13 protein-coding genes are annotated in these 20,671 nt (G+C 66.0%); 10 read left to right on the top strand and 3 right to left on the bottom strand.

Going from position 1 to position 20,671, the window contains the following annotated elements; translation table 11 throughout:
* Positions 1 to 36 precede the first annotated feature (36 nt).
* Together ACJMKX_RS13070 and ACJMKX_RS13065 are read left to right on the top strand one after the other, a co-directional pair.
* A complete protein-coding gene (locus tag ACJMKX_RS13070) occupies positions 37 to 273 on the top strand; it encodes a hypothetical protein (RefSeq protein WP_405226087.1) in 237 nt (78 codons plus the stop codon).
* A gap of 96 nt (positions 274 to 369) precedes the next feature.
* The gene (locus tag ACJMKX_RS13065; protein ID WP_405226084.1) at positions 370 to 2,088 is read left to right on the top strand and encodes a cation:proton antiporter; all 1,719 of its coding nucleotides are present in this window, start codon (positions 370 to 372) and stop codon (positions 2,086 to 2,088) included.
* Positions 2,089 to 2,103: 15 nt separating this feature from the next.
* Here ACJMKX_RS13065 and ACJMKX_RS13060 read toward each other — a convergent pair whose 3' ends face one another.
* Entirely contained in the window at positions 2,104 to 3,069 is a 966-nt protein-coding gene (locus tag ACJMKX_RS13060; RefSeq protein WP_405226081.1) for a universal stress protein, read from the bottom strand.
* A gap of 507 nt (positions 3,070 to 3,576) precedes the next feature.
* Here ACJMKX_RS13060 and ACJMKX_RS13055 point away from each other — a divergent pair.
* Complete coding sequence (locus ACJMKX_RS13055) at positions 3,577 to 4,887, top strand: ATP-grasp domain-containing protein (protein ID WP_405226078.1); 1,311 nt, start codon at positions 3,577 to 3,579, stop codon at positions 4,885 to 4,887.
* A 38-nt stretch (positions 4,888 to 4,925) separates the two neighbouring features.
* On the opposite strand, the gene ACJMKX_RS13050 is transcribed toward ACJMKX_RS13055, so the two are convergent.
* The gene (locus ACJMKX_RS13050; protein WP_405226075.1) at positions 4,926 to 5,501 is read right to left on the bottom strand and encodes a GNAT family N-acetyltransferase; all 576 of its coding nucleotides are present in this window, start codon (positions 5,499 to 5,501) and stop codon (positions 4,926 to 4,928) included.
* A 46-nt stretch (positions 5,502 to 5,547) separates the two neighbouring features.
* Here ACJMKX_RS13050 and pepN point away from each other — a divergent pair, with 46 nt between their 5' ends.
* From pepN to ACJMKX_RS13035, 3 genes are all read left to right on the top strand, one after another.
* Positions 5,548 to 8,157: an aminopeptidase N gene (gene pepN / locus ACJMKX_RS13045; RefSeq protein ID WP_405226072.1), complete on the top strand. Its 2,610-nt coding sequence runs from the start codon at positions 5,548 to 5,550 to the stop codon at positions 8,155 to 8,157.
* A gap of 89 nt (positions 8,158 to 8,246) precedes the next feature.
* The gene (locus ACJMKX_RS13040) at positions 8,247 to 9,551 is read left to right on the top strand and encodes an ArgE/DapE family deacylase (RefSeq protein WP_405226069.1); all 1,305 of its coding nucleotides are present in this window, start codon (positions 8,247 to 8,249) and stop codon (positions 9,549 to 9,551) included.
* Between the two features lie 33 nt (positions 9,552 to 9,584).
* Entirely contained in the window at positions 9,585 to 11,618 is a 2,034-nt protein-coding gene (locus tag ACJMKX_RS13035) for a CocE/NonD family hydrolase (protein WP_405226066.1), read from the top strand.
* A gap of 46 nt (positions 11,619 to 11,664) precedes the next feature.
* Here the strand turns inward: ACJMKX_RS13035 and ACJMKX_RS13030 are convergent, their stop codons facing one another.
* Positions 11,665 to 12,690 carry a D-alanine--D-alanine ligase family protein gene (locus tag ACJMKX_RS13030; RefSeq protein WP_405226063.1) on the bottom strand — a complete coding sequence of 342 codons (1,026 nt, stop codon included), beginning with the start codon at positions 12,688 to 12,690 and terminating at the stop codon, positions 11,665 to 11,667.
* A gap of 198 nt (positions 12,691 to 12,888) precedes the next feature.
* Here ACJMKX_RS13030 and ACJMKX_RS13025 point away from each other — a divergent pair, with 198 nt between their 5' ends.
* The 4 genes from ACJMKX_RS13025 to ACJMKX_RS13010 all read left to right on the top strand — a co-directional run bounded on the left by ACJMKX_RS13025 (position 12,889) and on the right by ACJMKX_RS13010 (position 20,610).
* Positions 12,889 to 14,592: an NAD(P)H-dependent oxidoreductase subunit E gene (locus ACJMKX_RS13025; protein WP_405226060.1), complete on the top strand. Its 1,704-nt coding sequence runs from the start codon at positions 12,889 to 12,891 to the stop codon at positions 14,590 to 14,592.
* Entirely contained in the window at positions 14,589 to 17,360 is a 2,772-nt protein-coding gene (gene fdhF / locus ACJMKX_RS13020; RefSeq protein WP_405226057.1) for a formate dehydrogenase subunit alpha, read from the top strand. Before ACJMKX_RS13025 ends, fdhF begins: the two co-directional genes overlap by 4 nt.
* 314 nt (positions 17,361 to 17,674) lie before the next feature.
* A complete protein-coding gene (locus tag ACJMKX_RS13015; RefSeq protein WP_405226054.1) occupies positions 17,675 to 19,444 on the top strand; it encodes a hypothetical protein in 1,770 nt (589 codons plus the stop codon).
* An 89-nt stretch (positions 19,445 to 19,533) separates the two neighbouring features.
* Positions 19,534 to 20,610 (top strand): helix-turn-helix domain-containing protein, encoded by a 1,077-nt coding sequence (locus ACJMKX_RS13010; RefSeq protein WP_405226051.1) that lies wholly within the window; start codon positions 19,534 to 19,536, stop codon positions 20,608 to 20,610.
* Positions 20,611 to 20,671: the final 61 nt, after the last annotated feature.

Raw genomic sequence — 20,671 nt, 5'->3', positions numbered from 1 at the left:
AGTTCATCAGTCAGGGGAATGCCGACGACGGGCCCTATGAAGGACGACGACGACACAGCGCCGGCGCAGACCGGCCGCCGGCATCAGCTCGCAGAGGAGCGCAGCCGGCTGCGGGGCGAACTCGCTGCGCTCAGAGCCGCTTCCGCGGAGGCTGGACAGGGCTCAGAGGGCCAGCCGGAGCAGGCTGCGCTCGAGCAGCGGATCGGCGCGATCGACGAAGAGCTGGAGCGCATCGACCTGGCGGCGGAGATCGAGCGGCAGAAGGACGCCTGACTCGGGCGTCCCCTGAGCCGGTCACGAGGCCGTCGCGCCGGGACCGGCGCTCATCTATCATCGGTTGGCGCGGATTCCTGACACGAGCGGGTGCCAGTGTACGAACTCATCCACCAGTCGCCATTCACGGAAATCGCCGCCTTGCTGGTACTCGCGGCGGTGGTCGGATCGATCGGCCTGCTGCTGCGCCAGCCGCTCATCGTCAGCTTCATCGCCGTCGGGCTGCTGGCGGGCCCTTCCGTGCTGGACCTCGTCCGCTCGGAGCCCCAGATCACACTGCTCTCGCAGCTCGGCATCGCCGTCCTGCTGTTCCTGGTCGGAATTAAGCTCGATATCAAACTGATCAGGACCCTCGGCACGGTCTCGCTGATGACCGGCCTCGGCCAGGTCCTGTTCACGTCTCTGTTCGGCTTCCTCATCGGGCTCGCGCTCGGCCTCGATGCGGTCACCAGCCTGTATGTCGCCGTCGCGCTCACGTTCTCGAGCACGATCATTATCGTCAAGCTGCTCTCGGACAAGCGCGAGATCGATTCGCTGCACGGCCAGATCGCACTCGGCTTCCTGATCGTTCAGGATCTGGTGGTGGTGTTCGCAATGATCGCGCTGTCGGCCATCGGGATGGGCGGCGGCGAACACGGCGGATCATCCGTGCTACGGGTGCTCGTCTCCAGCCTGGCGCTCGTTGCGGTGGTCGTGATCTTCGTCCGCTACATCGCCGACCCGCTCATCGAGAAGCTGGCGCAGGCCCCGGAACTGCTCCTCGTATTCGCCATCGCGCAGGCGGCGCTTTTCGCCGCGGCCGGCGACCTTGCCGGCCTCGGCAAGGAAGTGGGCGGCCTGCTGGCGGGTATCTCCCTCGCCTCCACGCCCTACCGCGAGACCATTGCGGCCAGGCTCGCGCCGCTGCGTGACTTTCTGCTGCTCTTCTTCTTCATTGCCCTCGGTTCTGCGCTCGACCTGTCGGTGCTGGGTTCGAATATCTTCGCGGCGGTCATATTCTCGCTCTTCGTGCTGGTCGGCAACCCACTGATCGTACTGGCCATCATGGGCGGAATGGGCTATCGCAAACGCACCGGTTTTCTCGCAGGTCTCACCGTCGCGCAGATCAGCGAGTTCTCGCTGATATTCATCGCCATGGGAGTCTCGCTGGGCCACGTGGCATCCGATGCACTCGGCCTGGTCACCCTCGTGGGGCTGGTGACCATCGCCGTATCCACCTACATGATCACTTACTCGCACCATTTGTACGCCGTATTCGAACCGGCACTCGGCATGTTCGAGCGCAGGAACACCCCCGCCGAACCCGCGGAGGGTCAGGGACATGGCACGGGCCGGTACGAAGTGATCATCTTCGGTCTCGGCCGTTTCGGCACCGCAATCGGCATGCGTCTCTACAACATGGGTATCCCGGTTCTGGGGGTCGACTTCAACCCGGTAGCCGTGCGGCGCTGGCACTCCCTGGGCCTCGAGGCGGAATACGGCGATGCGAGCGATCCGGAGTTTCTTGCCACACTGCCTCTCGAGCGCTCCGGCTGGCTGGTCTCGACGATGCCCGTGCAACCCACGGGCCTCAGTTACGAGGACGTCCAGGAGACACTGCTGCAGGTGAGCCGGAGCGCGGGCTTCAGGGGCCGTATCGCCGTTACGTCACACAAGCAGATGGACTCCGAGGAGCTCAGAGAAGCCGGCGCCGATCTGGTACTGGAGCCTTTCCAGGATGCGGCCGACCGGGCGGTGGATCTGCTGACGGGGAGCGAGCAGAGGGAGCGCACGGCCATCCCCGAGGGCGAGCTCGGCGACAAGAACCTGCCGTGAGGCCGCAGGCGGTCATCAGTCGGGCAGGCGCACCGGCGAGACGAAGCCCGGCCCTTTCACGGCCAGTACGGCACAGGGCAATTGCTCCAGGATCGACTCGGCGGTATTGCCGATGATGAGCCCCGAGATTCCGGTACGCGCCACCGTCCCCATCACCACCAGATCGGCTTCCAGTTCCGTGGCGAGTTGCGGCACCACGGTCACCGCCGCGCCGCGCGCGAGATGGTATCGAGGGGCGATGTACTCATAGCTCTCGTCCCCCAGCCATTCCTTCAATTGAGCTCCGATGTGCTCCAGTCCGCTCGCGTGGGCCGACCTCTCCGCCTCCGCGTAGTCCGTAGCCGCGCTGTCAGGCACGGCCGCCCAGCGCCGGATCACATCCTCTGCCGGCGCGTCCCACGCATGGACCACATGTAACTCGGCAAAATCCGAGACCGACAGCGCCGCAGCCAGTTCCAGTATCGTGCGGTTGATTGCGGTGGCAGCTTCCCGCGGTTCCGCCGGGTCGAAATCCACCGCAGCGAGAATCCGGCCGTAGTCGGCCTTCTCTGCGGGCCGGGTCAGCCACAGCGGGCACGGACACTTGCGCAGAAGATGCATGTCGTCGGCGCCGAAGAGTCGTCGCAGATAGGGCGGGTCCGCCGCCGCCTTGATGACCAGGTCGTAGCCGTCAGCGAGCACGGCGCGGATGATCTGCAGGAACTCGGTACCCTCCAGCAGCCGCAGGGCAAGATCGACCCTGTCGCCGTAAGGACGAGCCATCGCCTCCAGCGACTCCAGATGTTCGGCTCTCGTCCACTCGCGCAGTGCCTCTGACGTGGGGCCACCCTCCGGCAGGCGCAGGTCCGTTGCGAGGCGGGGGATCACCCGGGCAATGGTCAGCGCGGACTGGTTGTTCTCCGCAAGGGATACGGCGCGTTCGAGAGCCGCGGCATCCGACGGCTCCTGCACCACACAGAGGATGTTCCGGAAGCGTTGCATGAGAGGGTTTCCGCCTTGCGATTATGGCGCCCGAGGCGCACAACGGGGGTCATTATCGCGACAATATGAGGCCGTCACCAGCCCCGATTACGGCGAAACGACGGCCTCAGTGTAGCGGCCAGGTCCGCCCGTCTCGGGCGATGGTGACCACAGGGAATAGTCGGGCGGGGGCAGCGGCGGCAGCCCGTGAACGGCACGGGACCGGTCACAGCGCGCGTTGTGCTGTCCGTCAGTCCATGACGCCTGGACTCCCTGCAGGGTGACGCGCGCTGCGCGTGAATGGTGCACCGGACGGATTCGCCGATGCGGCCTGCGAGCGCGATGCAGCGCGGGGGGTTACCGGAGGCTTCGGAAATGCCTTTTGACCCTTTTTTTGTGGATCAGGCGGCCCGCCGCGATTGAAGTCTCGGGGATGGAATTCAGCGACAGAAATACCCGGAAAGAGCTCGCTTGATATGCTGACAGAGAAAGTAGACGACTCGAATGGCAGAATTCCGGAGGCGCAGCATGACCAGGCACATCTTCGTGATCGGGCTTGACGACTTCAATCTGAAGGAATTGCAGACGGTCCGCAACGCCAGCGAATACGAGTTCCACGGACTCGTCGACTACGACACGATGGTGCTGCCGCCTGCCTACCCCATGGACGAGATCATGGCGGAGGCGCGCAAGACGCTGGAGGAAGCGCCGGCCGTAGACGGCATCATCGGGCACTGGGACTTTCCGACGACCTCAATGTTGCCGATACTCCGGCGCGAGCATGACCTGCCGACACCCACGCTGGAGAGCGTGCTGTATTGCGAGCACAAGTACTGGAACCGGCGCGCCGGTGAAGAGGCACTGCCCGAGTGCACACCGGACTACCAGGGCCTCGACCCATTCAGCGACGACCCCGTGGCCGACCTGGACATGGAGTACCCGTTCTGGCTGAAGCCGAGCGTCTCGTTCTCCTCCTACCTGGGCTTCCGGATCGAGAACGAAGATCAGTACCGTGAAGCCATGCAGACGATCCGGGACAATATCTCGATCTTCTCGGAACCCTTCAACAACCTACTTCAATACAGCCACGACCGGGACGCGCTGCCGGATCGCGGCGATGGTGCAACCTGCATCGCCGAGGCCATCATCAGCGGCAGGCTCTGCACGCTGGAAGGATACGTCTACAACGGCGAGACCACCGTCTACGCGATTCTCGATTCGCTCAGGACTTCCAATCAGGTCAGCTTCTTCAGCTACCAGTATCCATCGCAATTGCCGGAGGGTGTGCAGGAACGCATGAAGCAGCATGCCGCCACGATCCTCCAACGCATCGGCCTGGACCATACGCCCTTCAACATGGAGTTCTTCTGGGACGAGTTCGAGGACAGGATTTGGCTGCTGGAAATCAATCCACGCATCTCCAAGTCGCATTGTCCGATATTCCAGATCGCGACGGGGTCGTCACACCACGAGGTAGCGATTGACGTCGCGCTGGGCCGCAAGCCCGATTTCCCGCGTCCCGAGGGTCGCTTCCCGATGGCGGGCAAATTCATGCCACGGGTATTCGGGGATACGGTGGTGACCCATACCCCGTCCCGGGAACAGATCGCCGCGCTGCAGCGTATCTATCCCGAGCTGTTGATTCACATCGGCGTGGAGGAAGGCATGCGGCTTTCCGAACTGCGTGGCCAGGACAGCTACAGCTTCGAGATCGGCGACATTTTCATCGGCGCCGCGGACCAGCAGGAGTTGCACGTGAAGTTCCGCAATGTCATGGATGTGCTGGATCTGCGCTTCGAGGACGTGCTGCCGAATAGCTGGGGTAACATCCTGGTGTGAGCCGGGACCGTGGCATTGAACCTGTAGATGCGCCGGGATCAGGGCCGAGCGGGGCGCGCCCGGCTGCGGGGCCGGCCCAGGGTGTTGCGGTACTCGCTCTCGAGTATGGAAAGCACGTGCATCGACACGTACTGCTCGCCCCGCCGCTCGCAGTCCCTTGCGATACCCTCCTCGACGAAGCCGTGCTTCAGGTACCAGCGATAAGCCCGTTTGTTGTCCACGGCGACATAGAGCCAGAGCCGGTGAAAACCCAGCACCTCGAAGCAGTACCGCGCCAGCAGCCTCAGCGCCGCGCTGCCGTGTCCGCGCCCCTTGCCGGCGATGGCGATACGCCGCAGCAACAGGCTCCGATTCGGGTCGTCGGCATCCTCCAGCACGGCGTAACCGATGGGGTGGCTCCCGGACGCCACGATCCAGTGAAGACTGTCGGCGCTGGTCATGCATTCCAGATGGCACTCGGGCGGCCACTGGCCGACGAAGCGGGCGTTTTCCGGGTGCGACTCCACGGAGACAACGAAGTCGCAGTCGGCCCGCGTGCTCGGCCGCAAGCTGACCCGGCCTCGCTGCAGGACGGGTTGCGGCGGGTGGATCGTATCGTCGTCACATCGGCTCATGACCGGGGATGATACCTCCACGGCGCCGGCCCGTTATCCTGCTCCCATGACCGGCCCCGTCCGACGAGATGACTACACGCCACCGGCCTTCCTCGTGGATAGCGCCGACCTGATACTGGAGCTGGATGCTGCAGCGACCCGGGTCACGGCCACGCTGTCCCTGCGGCGCAATCCGGATATCGCTGATCGCGCGGCACCGCTGCGGCTCGATGGCGAGGATCTGACCCTGGAATCCGTCGCACTGGCTGGAGAGCCTCTGACGGCAGACGCATTCAGACAGAGCACGGCCGGCCTGGTGATCACCGATGTGCCCGATTGTTTCGAACTGTCCACGACGGTCGTGATACACCCGGACCGCAATACGAAGCTGATGGGCCTGTATTGCGCCGGCGGCATGCTGTGCACGCAATGCGAGCCCGAGGCATTCCGACGCATCACGTTTTTCCCGGATCGACCCGACGTGCTGGCCGTGTTCACGACCACCCTGCTCGCCGACACACAGCGCTATCCGGTCCTGCTGGCCAATGGTAACCCGGTGGAGCACGAGGACCTCCCGGACGGCCGCCACCGCGCGGTCTGGCACAACCCGCACCCCATGCCGAGCTACCTGTTCGCGCTGGTGGCAGGCCACCTGGAAAGCCGCAACGACCGCTTCGAGACCGCGTCGGCACGCGGCGTGACCGTCAACATCTATGTCGAGCCCGGCAATCGGGACCGCTGTGCCCATGCGCTGCAGACGATCGGGCGCGCCATGGTCTGGGACGAGACGCGTTACGGGCGCGAGTACGACCTGGACATCTTCAATGCGGTGGCGGTCAGCACCTACACCATGGGCGCAATGGAGAACAAAGGACTGAATATCTTCAACGACCGCTACGTGCTGGCCGACCCCGAGACCGCCACCGACCGCGACTACCGCGACATCGAGGCGCTGGTCGCCCATGAATACCTGCACAACTGGAGCGGCAACCGGGTGACCTGCCGCGACTGGTTCCAGCTCGCGCTGAAAGAGGGTTTTACGGTCTTCCGCGAGCAGCAGTTCGTCGCCGACCAGGGTTGGGGCGAGGTGCGCCGGCTGGAGGACGTGGCAATAATGCGCACGCGGCAGTTCGCCGAGGACGCCAGCCCGCTGGCTCACCCGGTGCGGCCTGCGGCCTACCGACGCATCGACAACTTCTACACCGATACCGTCTACAGCAAGGGCGCCGAAGTCATCCGTATGTTGGCCCTGCTGATCGGTGAAGAGACATTCCGGCGGGGCACGGACCGGTTCTTCGAGCGCCACGACGGCAGCGCAGCCGTGGTCGAGGACTTCCTGGCCTGCATGGAGGCGGTGTCGGGCCGGGACCTGAACCAGTTCGCGCGCTGGTACGATCGGGCCGGCACGCCGAGCCTCGAGATCACTCTCGAGCATGATCCGGAATCGGCCTGCGCGACGCTGACCGTGCGTCAGTCCGGATCTTCGCACGCCGATGATCCGTTGCACATACCCCTGGCCCTCGCCTTGCTGGGCTGCGAGGGTCGACGGCTGCCGCTGCGGCTGGAAGACGAGGCCGCACCAGCTGCCGATGCCCGGGTGCTGGAGTTGCGCAACAGCACGGAGACCTTCCGCTTTCAGGACATCGCAGAGCCCCCCGTTCCCTCGCTGCTGCGCGGCTTTTCCGCCCCCGTGCACATCGTTTACGACTACACGGAAGCCGAACTCGCAACGGTGGCGGGCCTCGACGACGACGCCTGTGTGCGCCGGGATGCGATCCTGCGGCTGACCGGGAGACACATCCGGGCCGCCGTCTCGGGCGAGCCGGACGCGCCCGAGCCGCTGCTCGAGGTCTTTTCCACCATTCTGGCGCAGGCCGGTGACGATCCCGGTCTGGCGGCCAGTCTGTTGACGCTGCCGGGCGAGAGGGCGTTGACGCTGCTGGAACGACAACCCGATTACGAAGTCATCCACCGCGCCCGCCAAGCCCTGCAATACAAGCTGGGCGAGCGGCTGATCGGGACCTGGCGGACAATAATCCAGCCGCCGGGCAGCAGCCAGGCCGGGCCACCGACCGTCCGCCAGGCCGGCTCGCGCAGGCTCAGCGACGTCAGCCTGGCATACTGGTTCGCGACCGGTGACGCCGAATCGCGCGCCCACTGCCGACGGCAATGGCGGGAGGCTGCAAGCATGAGCGAGCGCCTCGCGGCCCTGGCGCTGCTGGCCGACAGCGACGACCCGGATGCCGAAGACCGGCTTGCCGAGTTCCGGGAGCAGTGGGCACACGAGCCCCTGGTCATGGATCAATGGCTTGCCCTGCAGGCCCGTGCCACGCACGGGGACGCGCTGACGCGGGTCCGGCGCCTGATGCAGGACCCGGTTTTCTCGCTGAAGCAGCCGAACCGGGTACGCGCGCTGGTGGAGACCTTCTGCACGGAGAATCTGCGCCATTTCCATCGCCAGGACGGCGCCGGTTACCGGCTGCTGGCCGACTGCGTGCTCGCCATCGACCGGGACAACCCGGCGCTGGCCGCTGGACTCCTTCGTAATCTGGTCGACTGGCGACGACAGACGCCAGAGCGTGCCGAGCGCATGCGAGCCGAACTGACGCGGGTTGCGGAGGCTCCGGAGCTGTCCGAAATGAGCGCGGAGATCGCCGCTGCCGGGCTGACCGGCTGACATGGCCGGCTTGCAGCCGCTCACCGCCCCGGCCGATACTGACATGGCGATCCTGGGTCCCGAGACCCGCCAAACGGGAGAATGCCGACATGGCCAGACGCACATCGTTCGTCGACGAGGACCGTATCCGGGACAACCTGGTTTCCCTCATCCGCATCCCCTCCGTCACAGGCGAGGAGGACGCGGCGGTCTCGCACATCGCCAACTGGCTGCAGCAGTTCGACGCCGAGATCGACTATTGGAATGACGGCATTGCTGCGCTGCAGCGTGACCCGCGCTACCCTGGCCACGAGGTCGAGCGCGCCTGGGCGCCGGTCGTGGTCGGCGTACTGCGCGGCGAGCAGCCGGGTCCTTCGGTGCTTCTGACCGGACACGTGGACGTGGTACCGCCCGGCGACTACGCAAACTGGAACGACGAGCCCTTCTCCGGCGTGGCCCGCGGCGACCGCATCCACGGTTGCGGCGCTTCGGACATGAAGGCGGGCCTGGTCGCCGCCATGGCCGTGTTCGAGGCCTTCGCGGAGAGCGGCCGCAATTTCCCAGGCCGGATCATATTCGCCGCCGTGCCGGCCGAGGAGGACAGCGGCCTCGGCACCCTCGCGGCCATACGGGGCGGCTGGGACGCCGACGCCTGCATCATCCCGGAGCCGACCCTCGGCGCCAATGGCGTGCCGGAACTGGTCATCGCCCACGCTGGTGCCATGTCACTGAAGATCAACGTGCCCGGCAAGTCAGCGCACGCCAGCAAACGACTGCAGGGCGAGAGCGCCCTGGATCATTTCATGACCATCTACGAGGCCATGCGCGAAGACGAGAGAAAGCTCAATGAAGCGGTGGAACACCCGCTGATGAAGGTCCATCCCCTGCCTTACGCCACCAACGTGGGCACGATCCACGGCGGTCTCTGGTCATCCAGCGTCATGGATTCCCTGGAGGCGCAGGTCCGCGTCGGCGTAGCCCTGGGCGAGACCATCGACGAGGCCGAGGCGCGTTTCCACGATGCCATCATGAACCACATCAAGGACGATCCCTGGCTCAGTCAGAACCCGCCGAGAATAAGGCGACTGGCGTCGGGCTTCGGCTCCGCCGAAACGAAACGGGATCACCCCCTGGTGACCGCGCTCGCCGAGTCCGCCGAGGAGGAGTTCCGCACCACCACACCGATAGCCGCCGCACCCTATGGCTGCGATATGTCGGGCTGGGTCCGGCATGCCAATGTGCCCACGGTCGTCTACGGTCCGGGCGAGATCGAGCAGGCCCATGCGCCCAACGAGTCCGTCTCCCTCGAGGCCACCTGCAAGGTGGCGCGTACCCTGGTCAAGACGACGGAGCGGCTGCTCGACATGCACGTGGACGAATTGCGCGCACACAAGCAGGTCAGGGCCGCAGGCTGACATGCCGCCGGCAGCAGAGAGCACCGCCACACTGTGAAAGTGGTCGAGGAATTTCCTGAAGGCGTCAAGGTTTTCGAGAACGTCTGGATTCCCATGCGGGATGGCGTGCGGCTGGCGGCACGCATCTGGATGCCGAGTGATGCAGAGGATGCGCCGGTCCCGGCGATCCTCGAGTACATGCCCTACCGCAAGCGTGATTTCACTCGCCTGCGCGACGAGCCGCTGCATCACTACTTCGCCGGCCACGGCTATGCCGGCATCCGGCTGGACGTGCGCGGCACCGGAGACTCCGACGGCATCCTGCGCGACGAATACCTGACCCAGGAGCAGGACGACGCCGTCGACGCCATCGAATGGATCACGGAGCAGCCCTGGTGCAGTGGCAACGTCGGCATGATCGGACTGTCCTGGTCCGGCTTCAATTCGCTGCAGGTGGCGGCCCGACGCCCGCCGGCGCTGAAGGCCATCATCACCATGTGCTCCACCGACGATCGTTACGCGGACGACGCCCACTACAAGGGCGGTTGCCTGCTCAACGAAAACCTCACCTGGGGCTCGGCCTTTTTCTCGCTGAACGCCTGCCCGCCGGACCCCGAGGTCTGCGGCGAGGAATGGCGCGACAAATGGCTGGAGCGCCTGGAGAACAACCGACCCTTCCCCGCCCTATGGATGCAGCACCCCCACCGCGACGACTACTGGAAGCAAGGGTCGGTGTGTGAGGACTTTGAGGCCATCGAATGCGCCGTCTATGCGGTGGGCGGCTGGGCGGACGGCTACGTCAACGCCATTCCGCGGCTCATGAGCGGCCTGAAGGCGCCGAAGAAAGCCCTGATCGGGCCATGGCCGCACGCATTTCCCCACGTCGCGACGCCGGGACCTCGCATCGGCTTCTTCCAGGAGGCCGTGCGATGGTGGGACTGCTGGCTGAAGGGCGAGGACAGCGGCATCATGGATGAGCCGCCGATACGCGCCTGGATGGAGGAATGGGTTCCGCCCGCGCCGTTCCATGACTTGCGTCCCGGCCGCTGGGTGGCGGAGGAGAGCTGGCCTTCGCCCCGGATCACGCCACGTCAGTGGTATCTGAACGTGCTCTCACTGGGTGAGCAGCCGGATGCGGAGGATCGCATGCGGCTCGTCTCGCCTCAGACCACCGGCCTGCGCGGCGGCGACTTCTACGGTTTCGGCGCTGACGGCGACGCGCCACTCGACCAGCGTCCCGACGACGGCAAGTCCCTGGTATTCGATTCCGATCCGCTGTCCGAAACGCTGGAGATATTCGGCTCCCCGGCCGTCACCCTGGAGTTGTCAGTCGACCGGCCTGTCGCCTACGTCATTGTACGGCTGAACGATGTGGCGCCCGACGGGGCGTCCGGCCGCGTCAGCTACGGTGTCCTCAACCTGACGCATCGCAATAGTCACGAGCATCCGGAACCACTGGAGCCTGGCGAACGATACCGGGTACGGATCAGACTCAATGACATCGCCTACTCCTTCATGCCGGGTCACACCCTGCGGGTGGCCGTCTCTACCACCTACTGGCCCATGATCTGGCCGGCTGCGGAACCGGTCGAGCTGACGGTGTTCACCGGTTCCAGCGAGCTCGAACTGCCGGTGCGACCGCCGCGGGCCGAAGACGTGGAGCTACCGGCATTCGAGCCGCCTGAGGCCGGCCCCGGTCCGGATCACACTCCACTCGAGTGGGCCGAGGGTCAGCGCATGATCGAACTCGATCTCACGAACGAAGAGACCGTCTACACGACCTTCGCCGACGGCGGCGACTTCGGCGGTGCGGCTCTGGCCCGCATCGACGACATCGACCTGACCGTTGGCTATACCGCGCGCAAAACCTTCCGCATTGGCGCATACGATCCGCTGACCGCGCGGGCCGAGGTGGAGCAGAAGACGATCTTCCGGCGCGGCGACTGGCGGATCCGCATCGAATGCCGCACCGCCCTGTCGGCGGACGTGGAGAATTTCCGCGTGCAGGCGGTCCTGGAGGCTTTCGAGGGCGGCGAGCGGGTGTCGCTGCGCGAATGGGACGAGACCATACCGCGTCGTTTGCTATGAACGGAACGCGGCCGAACGGAGACTAATTCGCAGCCCCGCACGCGTTCTACAATCCGCAGCGGCTCCTCGCAGCCTCCAGAATCAGACGCAGCAGATCGGGATAATCATGGCCGGCCCAGCCCGCCATGAGCGCCATCTTGCCGTCGTCATTCCAGGTGGGATTGAAATTGGGATCCAGCAAACGCGGCACGCCGTCGGCACCCGCGCGGAAATCGATCCGGGCGTAATCGCGAAAACCCAGCCGCTCGAACAGCCAGGTGCCGTACTCCACCAGACGTGCATGGGTCTCTTCGTCGAGTTCAGCCGGCTTGAACTGCAGCGTCTGCCAGTAGGGCGAGTCCGGATCCACTTTCGAGCCGTAGGTGAGAATCGGCGGCAGGGATGGGTCGAGTCGGCTGTAGTCGATCTCCAGTACCGGCAGTACGGTGAAGCCCTGACCCGGATTGCCCACCAACCCGATCGTGTACTCCGGACCGGTCAGGAAGTCCTGGATCAGGGCCTGGCCCCAGTCCGTCTCGTCGGCCAGCCAGCGCAGATAGGCTTCCGCCTCGATGGCATCGTTCACCACGGCGTCACGGGTTATGCCGATGCTCCCGCAGCCACCGTTGGGCTTGATGATGGCGGGGTACAGGTCGGGGCGGACCAGCGGATCCGCGTGCAGGTCCACCAGGGTCTCGTTTGGCACGGGGATACCGTTGCTGGCCGCGACCAGCCGTACCAGCGCCTTGTCGCCGCACAAATGCATGGCTGCCGCTCCCGCGCCCGTGTACGGGATCTCCAGCAGCTCCAGCAAGGCCGGGATGTTGGGCTCGTTGGCCTGGAGGTTTCGATACCCGGTATCGCAGAAGTTCAGGACGAGATCCGGCGGCTCCTGCCGCAGGCGATCGATCATCCGTTCGTGGTCGCAGAGATGCCTGGCGGCATAGCCGTCGAGGCCGTCCACGGCCGCCAGTGCCCGCTCCGCCGCAGCGCTGTCGTCCGCACTGAAGCGGCCATCGATCCCGTGTTGGTAGGGGAGGCCGGGATCACCGCTCAACAGCACGATATCAAGCTGGTCAGGTTGCCGGGTCATGGTCGTTGCCTGTGCACTGGATATTGGCTCACTGGCTGGCCAGCTTGGCAGAACCGGGCCGGCATTGCAGCACCCCGGTGAGCCAACAAGTCGACGTAGTGGCCGTCGGGGCGTGTGCGCTATGATGGGCCCGGAAAGTGGCGCGCGGCGTCCTCCGGAGCCGAACGTGCCGATTGCGACCGGTCCCTGAGAGTTCTCATGCGCCCAGACAACTCGAGGAGCATGCGCCCGCATCACCCCGGTTCCGGGCGAGGTCGGGCGCGGCATGCGCCACGGGGACGTCAGGTCGATGCGAATGCCCTGGCCGAAATCCGCGCGCTGCTGGACGGGCAGTCTCTGCGACGCGACCTCCTGATCGAGTACCTGCACCGAATCCAGGACCGGTTCGGCTGCCTGTCGCCCGCTCACCTGGCCGCGCTGGCCGAGCACATGAACCTGCCGCTCGCCGAGGTCTATGAGGTGGCGACCTTCTACGCCCATTTCGACGTGCTGCGCGACGGCGAGGAGCCGCCACCTCCCGTGACCGTCCGGGTCTGCGACAGCCTGACCTGCCGGATCATGGGGGCATCCGCTCTGCGCGAGGCACTGCAGCGTGAGGCCGGGGCCGGTGTCCGTATCCTTCGTGCCCCTTGCGTCGGGCGCTGCGATCATGCGCCCGTGGCCGTGGTCGGCCGCCGTCAGATCGACCGCGCCGATGCGGCGACGGCACTCGAGGCGGCGCATAACGGGCGCACAGAGCCGGATATACCGGATTACATCGGCCTGACGGCCTATCGGCAGTCGGGCGGATTCCGGACGCTTGAGCGCTGCCTGGACGGCGGGTTCGAGCGGGACGCCGTGCTCGCCGAACTCGAGCGGGGCGAATTGCGCGGCCTCGGTGGCGCCGGCTTTCCCACTGCGCGCAAGTGGCATATCGTTCGCGCCCGGCCCGCACCCCGGCTAATGGCCGTCAACGCCGACGAAGGCGAGCCGGGCACGTTCAAGGACCGGTTCTATCTCGAGCGCGATCCGATGCGATTCCTCGAGGGCGTATTGATCGCCGCCTGGGCGATCGAGGCGGAAGCCGTCTACATCTACCTGCGGGACGAGTACCCCGCGATACGGTCGATACTGCTCGCCGAACTGCCGAAGCTGGAATCCGCCGGACTCGTGCGCCACACGTGCATGCACCTGCGTCGCGGCGCCGGTGCCTATATCTGCGGCGAAGAGTCCGCCATGATCGAGTCCATCGAGGGCAAGCGCGGACTGCCGAGACTCCGCCCGCCCTACGTCGCGGAGACCGGGCTGTTCGGGCGACCGACGCTGGTGCAGAACGTCGAGACCCTTTACTGGGTGCGGGACATCCTCGAGAAAGGCGGCGACTGGGCCGCAGGCCACGGACGTAACGACGGTGTCGGGCTGCGCAGCTATTCCGTATCGGGGCGGGTGCGCGAACCGGGTGTCAAGCAGGCGCCGGCAGGAATCAGCGTACGCGAACTCATCGACGAGTACTGCGGCGGCATGCAGGAGGGCCACACCCTCAAGGCCTACCTGCCGGGCGGCGCATCGGGCGGCATCCTGCCGGCCCGGCTCGATTACCTGCCGCTCGATTTCGGCCGCCTGGAGGAACACGGCGCGATCATCGGCTCGCATGCCGTGATCGTTCTCTCCGACCAGGACAGCGTTAAGGACGCTGCGCTGAATCTGATGCGCTTCTTCGAAGACGAGAGCTGTGGCCAGTGCACGCCGTGCCGCGTCGGCACCGAGAAGGCCGTCGCCCTCATGAGCCGGCCGGTATGGGACGAGCCGCTTCTCAGCGCGCTGGCGCAGACCATGGCGGATGCGTCCATCTGCGGTCTGGGCCAGGCCGCACCCAATCCCCTGCGCTGCGTGCTCGAGTATTTTCCCGAGGAACTCGAATGAGCGCGCCGGTCCGCTTCACGCTGGACGGGGTGCCGGTCGAGGCGCGCGAGAGCGAGACCATCTGGTCGGTCGCGAAACGCCACGGCACCGTCATCCCTCACCTGTGCCATGCGGATGCGCCGGGCTACCGGGCCGACGGTAACTGCCGTCTGTGCATGGTAGAGATCGAGGGGGAGCGAGTGCTCGCCGCCTCCTGCGCGAGACGGCCGACAGAAGGCATGGAGGTCTCGACCGACAGCCCCCGCGCCCGTGCCGCGCGTGCGGGGGTGCTGGAGCTGTTGCTGGCCGACCAGCCGCCGCGGGACGTGGGGCCCGACCCGGAATCGCGTCTCTGGCACTGGGCGGAATCGATGGACGTCACGTCGAGCCGTTATCCGCAGCGCAGCACGCCCGCGCCGGACACCAGTCATCCCGCCATACGCGTACGCCTCGATGCCTGCATCCACTGCACCCTCTGCGTGCGGGCGTGCCGGGAGGTGCAGGTCAACGACGTCATCGGCATGGCCCACCGCGGTACCGGCTCGAAGGTCGTGTTCGATTTCGACGATGCGATGGGCAACAGCACCTGCGTGGCCTGCGGGGAATGCGTGCAGGCGTGCCCGACGGGCGCGCTGGTCGAGGCGGCGCTGGTCGACGAGCGCGGCGTGGGCCGCGCCGAGCCAATGAGAGAGATACACAGCGTCTGCCCCTATTGCGGCGTCGGCTGTCAGATCACCTACCGGGTGGCGGACAACGAGATCCGTGCGGTGCGCGGACGCGACGGCCCGGCCAACGCCAACCGGCTCTGCGTAAAAGGGCGCTTCGGTTTCGATTACGTGAGTCATCCGCACCGGCTGACCCAGCCGTTGATTCGCCGTGACGACGCACCGAAGGCATCCGGTTGCGACGTCGATCCGGCCGATCCCTGGACGCATTTCCGCACGGCCACCTGGGAGGAAGCACTCGATCGGGCGGCCGGCGGCTTCGCGCGCATCCGCGATATTGAGGGCGCCGACGCGCTGGCCGGCTTCGGTTCGGCGAAGTGCTCTAACGAGGAGGCCTACCTGTTCCAGAAACTGGTGCGCACCGGCTTCGGCACCAACAACGTCGATCACTGCACCCGCCTGTGCCATGCCTCGTCGGTTGCGGCACTCATGGAGGGCATCGGCTCGGCGGCGGTCACCGCGCCGTTCACCGCCTGCGCCGACGCCGACGTGATCCTGGTGACAGGCGCCAACCCCACCGAGAACCACCCGGTCGCCGCCACCTTCTTCAAGCAGGCGGCGAAAGAGCGGACGCTGATCGTCATGGATCCCCGCGGCCAGGCGTTGAAGCGTCATGCAACGCACATGCTGCAGTTCCGGCCGGGTACCGACGTAGCACTGCTGAACGCCATGCTCAATGTCATCGTCACAGAGGGACTCTACGACCGCTCCTACGTCGAGAAACACACAGAGGGCTTCGCAGACCTAAGGCGCAATCTCGAGGGATTCACTCCGGAGTCGATGGCCTCCGTGTGCGGCATCGATGCCGACACAATCCGGCTCGTCGCGCGCACCTACGCGCAGGCCGAGCGCGCCATCATCTTCTGGGGCATGGGCATCTCCCAGCATGTGCACGGCACCGACAACGCGCGATGCCTGATCGCACTCGCGATGATCACCGGGCACGTCGGTCGGCCCGGGACGGGGCTCCATCCGCTGCGCGGCCAGAACAACGTGCAGGGCGCCTCGGACGCGGGCCTGATCCCCATGGTCTACCCGGACTACCAGCCGGTCGACGACGAGGACGTCCGCCGGCGATTCCAGAACGTCTGGGGAACGCCGCTGGAAGCCGCGGCCGGGTTGACGGTGGTCGAGATCATGCACGCCATCAAGGCCGGCCGTATCAGGGGCATGTACATCATGGGCGAGAACCCGGCCATGTCCGATCCGGACACCGATAACGCGCGGACGGCTCTGGCGAAGCTCGATCACCTGGTGGTACAGGACCTGTTCCTGACCGAGACCGCCTTCCACGCCGACGTGGTGCTGCCCGCTTCGGCATGGCCGGAAAAAGACGGCACGGTCACCAATACCAACCGCCAGATACAGATGGGACGCCGCGCGCTGGAGCCTCCCGGGGATGCACGCCAGGACCTCTGGATCATCGAGCAGACGGGTCGACGCCTGGGCCTCGACTGGAATTACGGCGAGCCGGCCGTGGTTCACGCCGAGATGCAGTCGGTCATGGGATCGCTGGATAACATCTCCTGGCAACGCCTCGCCGCGGAGAGCGCAGTGACCTACCCCTGCGAAGCGCCGGACGCAGCGGGCAAAGCGGTGGTGTTCGAGGACGGATTCCCCACCGACAGCGGCCGCGCACGGCTCGTGCCGACCGACCTGGTGCCGCCCGATGAGCTGCCGGACGAGGAATATCCACTGATCCTGACCACCGGTCGGCAGCTCGAGCACTGGCACACGGGTGCACTGACCCGCCGCTCACACATACTCGATGCCCTCGAACCGGAAGCCGTCGCCAGCGTATCGCCGTCGGAACTGCAGCGGTACGGTCTGGAGCCGGGCGCCCGGGTGCGCATACAGACCCGCCGCGGGCATATCGAGCTGACCGTCCGCGCGGACCCGGCCGTGCCGCCCGGTATCGTCTTCGTGCCATTCTGCTACGCGGAAGCACCGGCCAATGCCCTCACCAACCCGGCCCTCGATCCGTTCGGAAAGATACCGGAGTTCAAGTTCTGCGCGGCACGCATGGAGCGCGCGGAGACGGCCTCGGCGGCACGCACCGGCTGACCGGAGACGCGGCCGGCGGCGGCCGTTCCTGGGTGGAGCGCGCGGATTTGCCGTCCGGTGCGCACGGGTTTTGCGCCGGTCGACCCGGGTCCGGCTGGCACGATCGTCGAATCAAAGGGTTGCCGGGCGCTTCGGAAAACCTTTTTGACCCGGACGCAATTTCGGGTAACTTCGGATAGTCCCTGGACTCCTCCAAATTCGCCACCGCATGCGTGTGTGGCGACGGCCTCCTTTTGTCTGCTGCACGCGCGGACCGGTGAGCCGGAAGGCGTTATTTGTCGCGCCGGCGACGTACCAAAATTGAGCGAAAACCTGTGGAATCAGCCAGCAACCTCATTCAAACATCCACGGATGCGCAAAGTCCGATAACCGATCTCGTGGTCTTCCCGAGGCCGGAGTTCATCGTCGGACCCCCGGCCCTCGGCCACATAAAGAGCGTCGCGCTCATGAGGCTGGAGGACGCGACCGTCTGGATGCTGACGCTCCAGAAAGCCGCCTGGACCGATGAACGGCTGAGCGCCGCCGCCGAGAGGCTGGCTCGCGTGTCGGCGCAAGCCTTCACAAAGAGCTCGATCGAGTCCCTGCTGCGTCAGGACCTCGGGATCCGATCGCTTGCCATGGCGCCTCCGCCCGTCCGTCGCCTCGACGAGCGCCTGTGGGAGATCGAGAAAGTCGCATTTGCGTGCGTCAGAGGGCCGGCCGCAAGACGCGCGGTCGAGGCGATTTCCGAAACCCGGCTCGCAAAGCGTGAGTGGACCCTTCGGGCAGACCTGCGGGACGGTCTCGGCAACGCGCTCAGGAGTTTCCACAGGTTGATGGATCCGGCGGCGCTGCCCATGGCCACCGCCGGCCGGCGCTTCGACCTGCGTATCTACAACTACCTCGCACACAGGCGGTTTCAGCGCTATCGCCTGCAGTTCGCCGAGACGTTTCCCAGCCTGCTGCTGACGGCCGTCGTCGCCGAGCCCCGGAGCTTCGGGGAGGACCTCCGTTCGTTCGTCGACTCGGGCGCCCCGTTGATAAAGGGTCTGGCCGCCCGCTGGAATGTCCGCCCGGGCGTGGTCCGACATCTCGTCGGTCGGGACTGGAATAGCGTCGGTCTGCAATGGTCGAGGGACGCCAGGGGGCTGGCCGTGGCACTCGACGCATTGCATCCCCAGGATCTCCCCGGCGACGACCCCGCGGAGTGGGAGGAATTCAATCGTATCGTCGTCACCGGACAGCGGTTGTTTCTCCGGCCGGTCTGGGAATCGGCCGCGGGGCTCAAGTGGCTGAGAGTGTGTGTTCGCCTGTCGAGGCGCGGCGACGAACGGACCCTGGATCGCTGGCTGCCCGGCTGGAACGACATCGAGCAGATTACCCGGTTCCGGGCAGCCCTCACCCGGACGGTGCGGCAGGAGACCGGCGATGCGCCGATGGCTCCCGGGAACGATGACGGCACGGCCATCATCGAGGCGATCGACAGGGTCGTGCTGCAGGTCGCGGATCAGGGACTGGGCGAGGTCGCATCCCTGTTCGCAGAGGAGGTGGCGCGGACAAGAACATGCGACGCTGTGTGGAGGGTCCACGCCCGCGAGATCCTGATGCCATTGGTCCCTGAGGACTTCGTTTCCGCGGATGGCGCAACGCGCGTGACGCCGCTATGTACCGATCGCGAACTCCGGGCGCACGGTTCCAGGATGCGGAACTGTCTGCGCTCCACCTCTGCATCGTCGGTGGCTCGACAGGGCCCGATCGGAAGCGTGTTCATCGTTGGAATCTACGACGTCCACTCCGGCAAGGCGGTGTCGACTGCAGAGATCCGCGCAATTCCGGCCCACCGGGGTAATGCCTATCGCCTCATCACCGAGCAGCACACGGCCAGCGCGAATCGGACGCCGTCCCGGCGATGCATCGACACGCTCCAGCAGTTTCTCTGCCATTGCCGGAGCGAGGAGGTCCGTGCGCATCTGACGGAGCAGTGGCGAGCGTTGCGGCACCTCAGCGTGACCGATTACGCACCACCCGTACCTTCGCCCCGCGCCCTGCGCAATGCGCTGGGCGAGCAGATCTACGAGGGTCTGCTCAGAGGTGTTCGCAAGTAAAGCGGGATCCGTGCCTCGTGCCGGTGCCGGAAACTCTTGCGCCGTCAAATGATCGGAATATCATCAGAGACCTGTAACCGGTGCATGCGATGCCTGACCCAATCGATACCGTTCTCCGAACCGTGGCCGTCATGGCCGCGATCCTGCTGGCATCGCTCCTGTTCGCGTCCGCCAGACAGCGACCGGCAGCGCTCCCGGGCGCGTTCTTCTGTCTCGCCGTCGCCGCTTTCTTCGTGACCTCGGTTCCCGGCGGCGGCGCCATACTGGGTGGATGGGGCTACCTGCTGACGGCACTCTGCGTCACGAAGGCCGTCTGGTTCTGGCTCTTTGCCCGTGCCCTGTTCAACGATGAAGCGCGGCTCGGCACGAAGGAAGCCTCGATCGCCGGCGCCGTCGCAGTCGCCGGCACGTGGCAACAGACGGTCTTCCTCACGGATTTTCGCGCGGGTACGGCGAACGGATGGGAGATCATGGCAGGTTACGGCTTCGAGGCAACCCTGCTGTTGTTCGTCCTCCTGGGCGTCCGTGAGGCCTGGCGCGACCTGGCCGTCGACCTCGTCGAGCGCAGGCGGCGGCTGCGACTCGGCTTCATGATCGCGACCGGCGCCTACCTCACGGCGACTCTGGGGGTGCAGTCTTACAATCTGTTGCAGGGAGTCTCCACACCGCCGCTGGCAGCGTGGGCCAATATGACGCTGGTGGCCGCCGCCTGCCTGACCGCTGCCGGGTTCCTGGTACGGCCGCGCAGCGAGAGCTGGCTCGACCCGGCGCGCACGACCGCACCAGTTGCGCTCAATCGGGCGGAATCCGCCGCCCTCGCAAGACTTGAAGCAGCGCTGGACTCCGACCGGGTGTTCCTGCAGGAGGGTCTCACCATCGGCGCGCTGGCTGAGCACCTCGGCACCCGGGAGCACGTGCTGCGAAAGGTAATAAACCGCGGCATGGGCTTTCGCAATTTCAATGACTTCCTGCACGCGCAGCGCATCCGGGAGGCCTGCGAGGAACTGGCGAGCCCCGAGCAGGCCCGGCTCCCGGTCCTGACCATCGCAATGAATGTCGGCTACGGCTCCATCGGCGCTTTCAACCGTGCGTTCAAGGCGCGTATCGGCATGACGCCGACGGAATACCGGCGGAATGCGGCCGGCGGCGCTTCGCAGGCGCTCTGAAACGCACCGAATCCGGAAATCGGCAAGGATTCTTCGAGAATCCGGCAAGACCGGCCGGCCG

The organism is Lentisalinibacter sediminis, from assembly GCF_040706615.1.
GTDB lineage: Bacteria > Pseudomonadota > Gammaproteobacteria > Steroidobacterales > Woeseiaceae > Lentisalinibacter > Lentisalinibacter sediminis.
The sequence above is the reverse complement of the archived record's forward strand: the minus strand, read 5'-3'. Positions and strand labels throughout refer to the sequence as shown.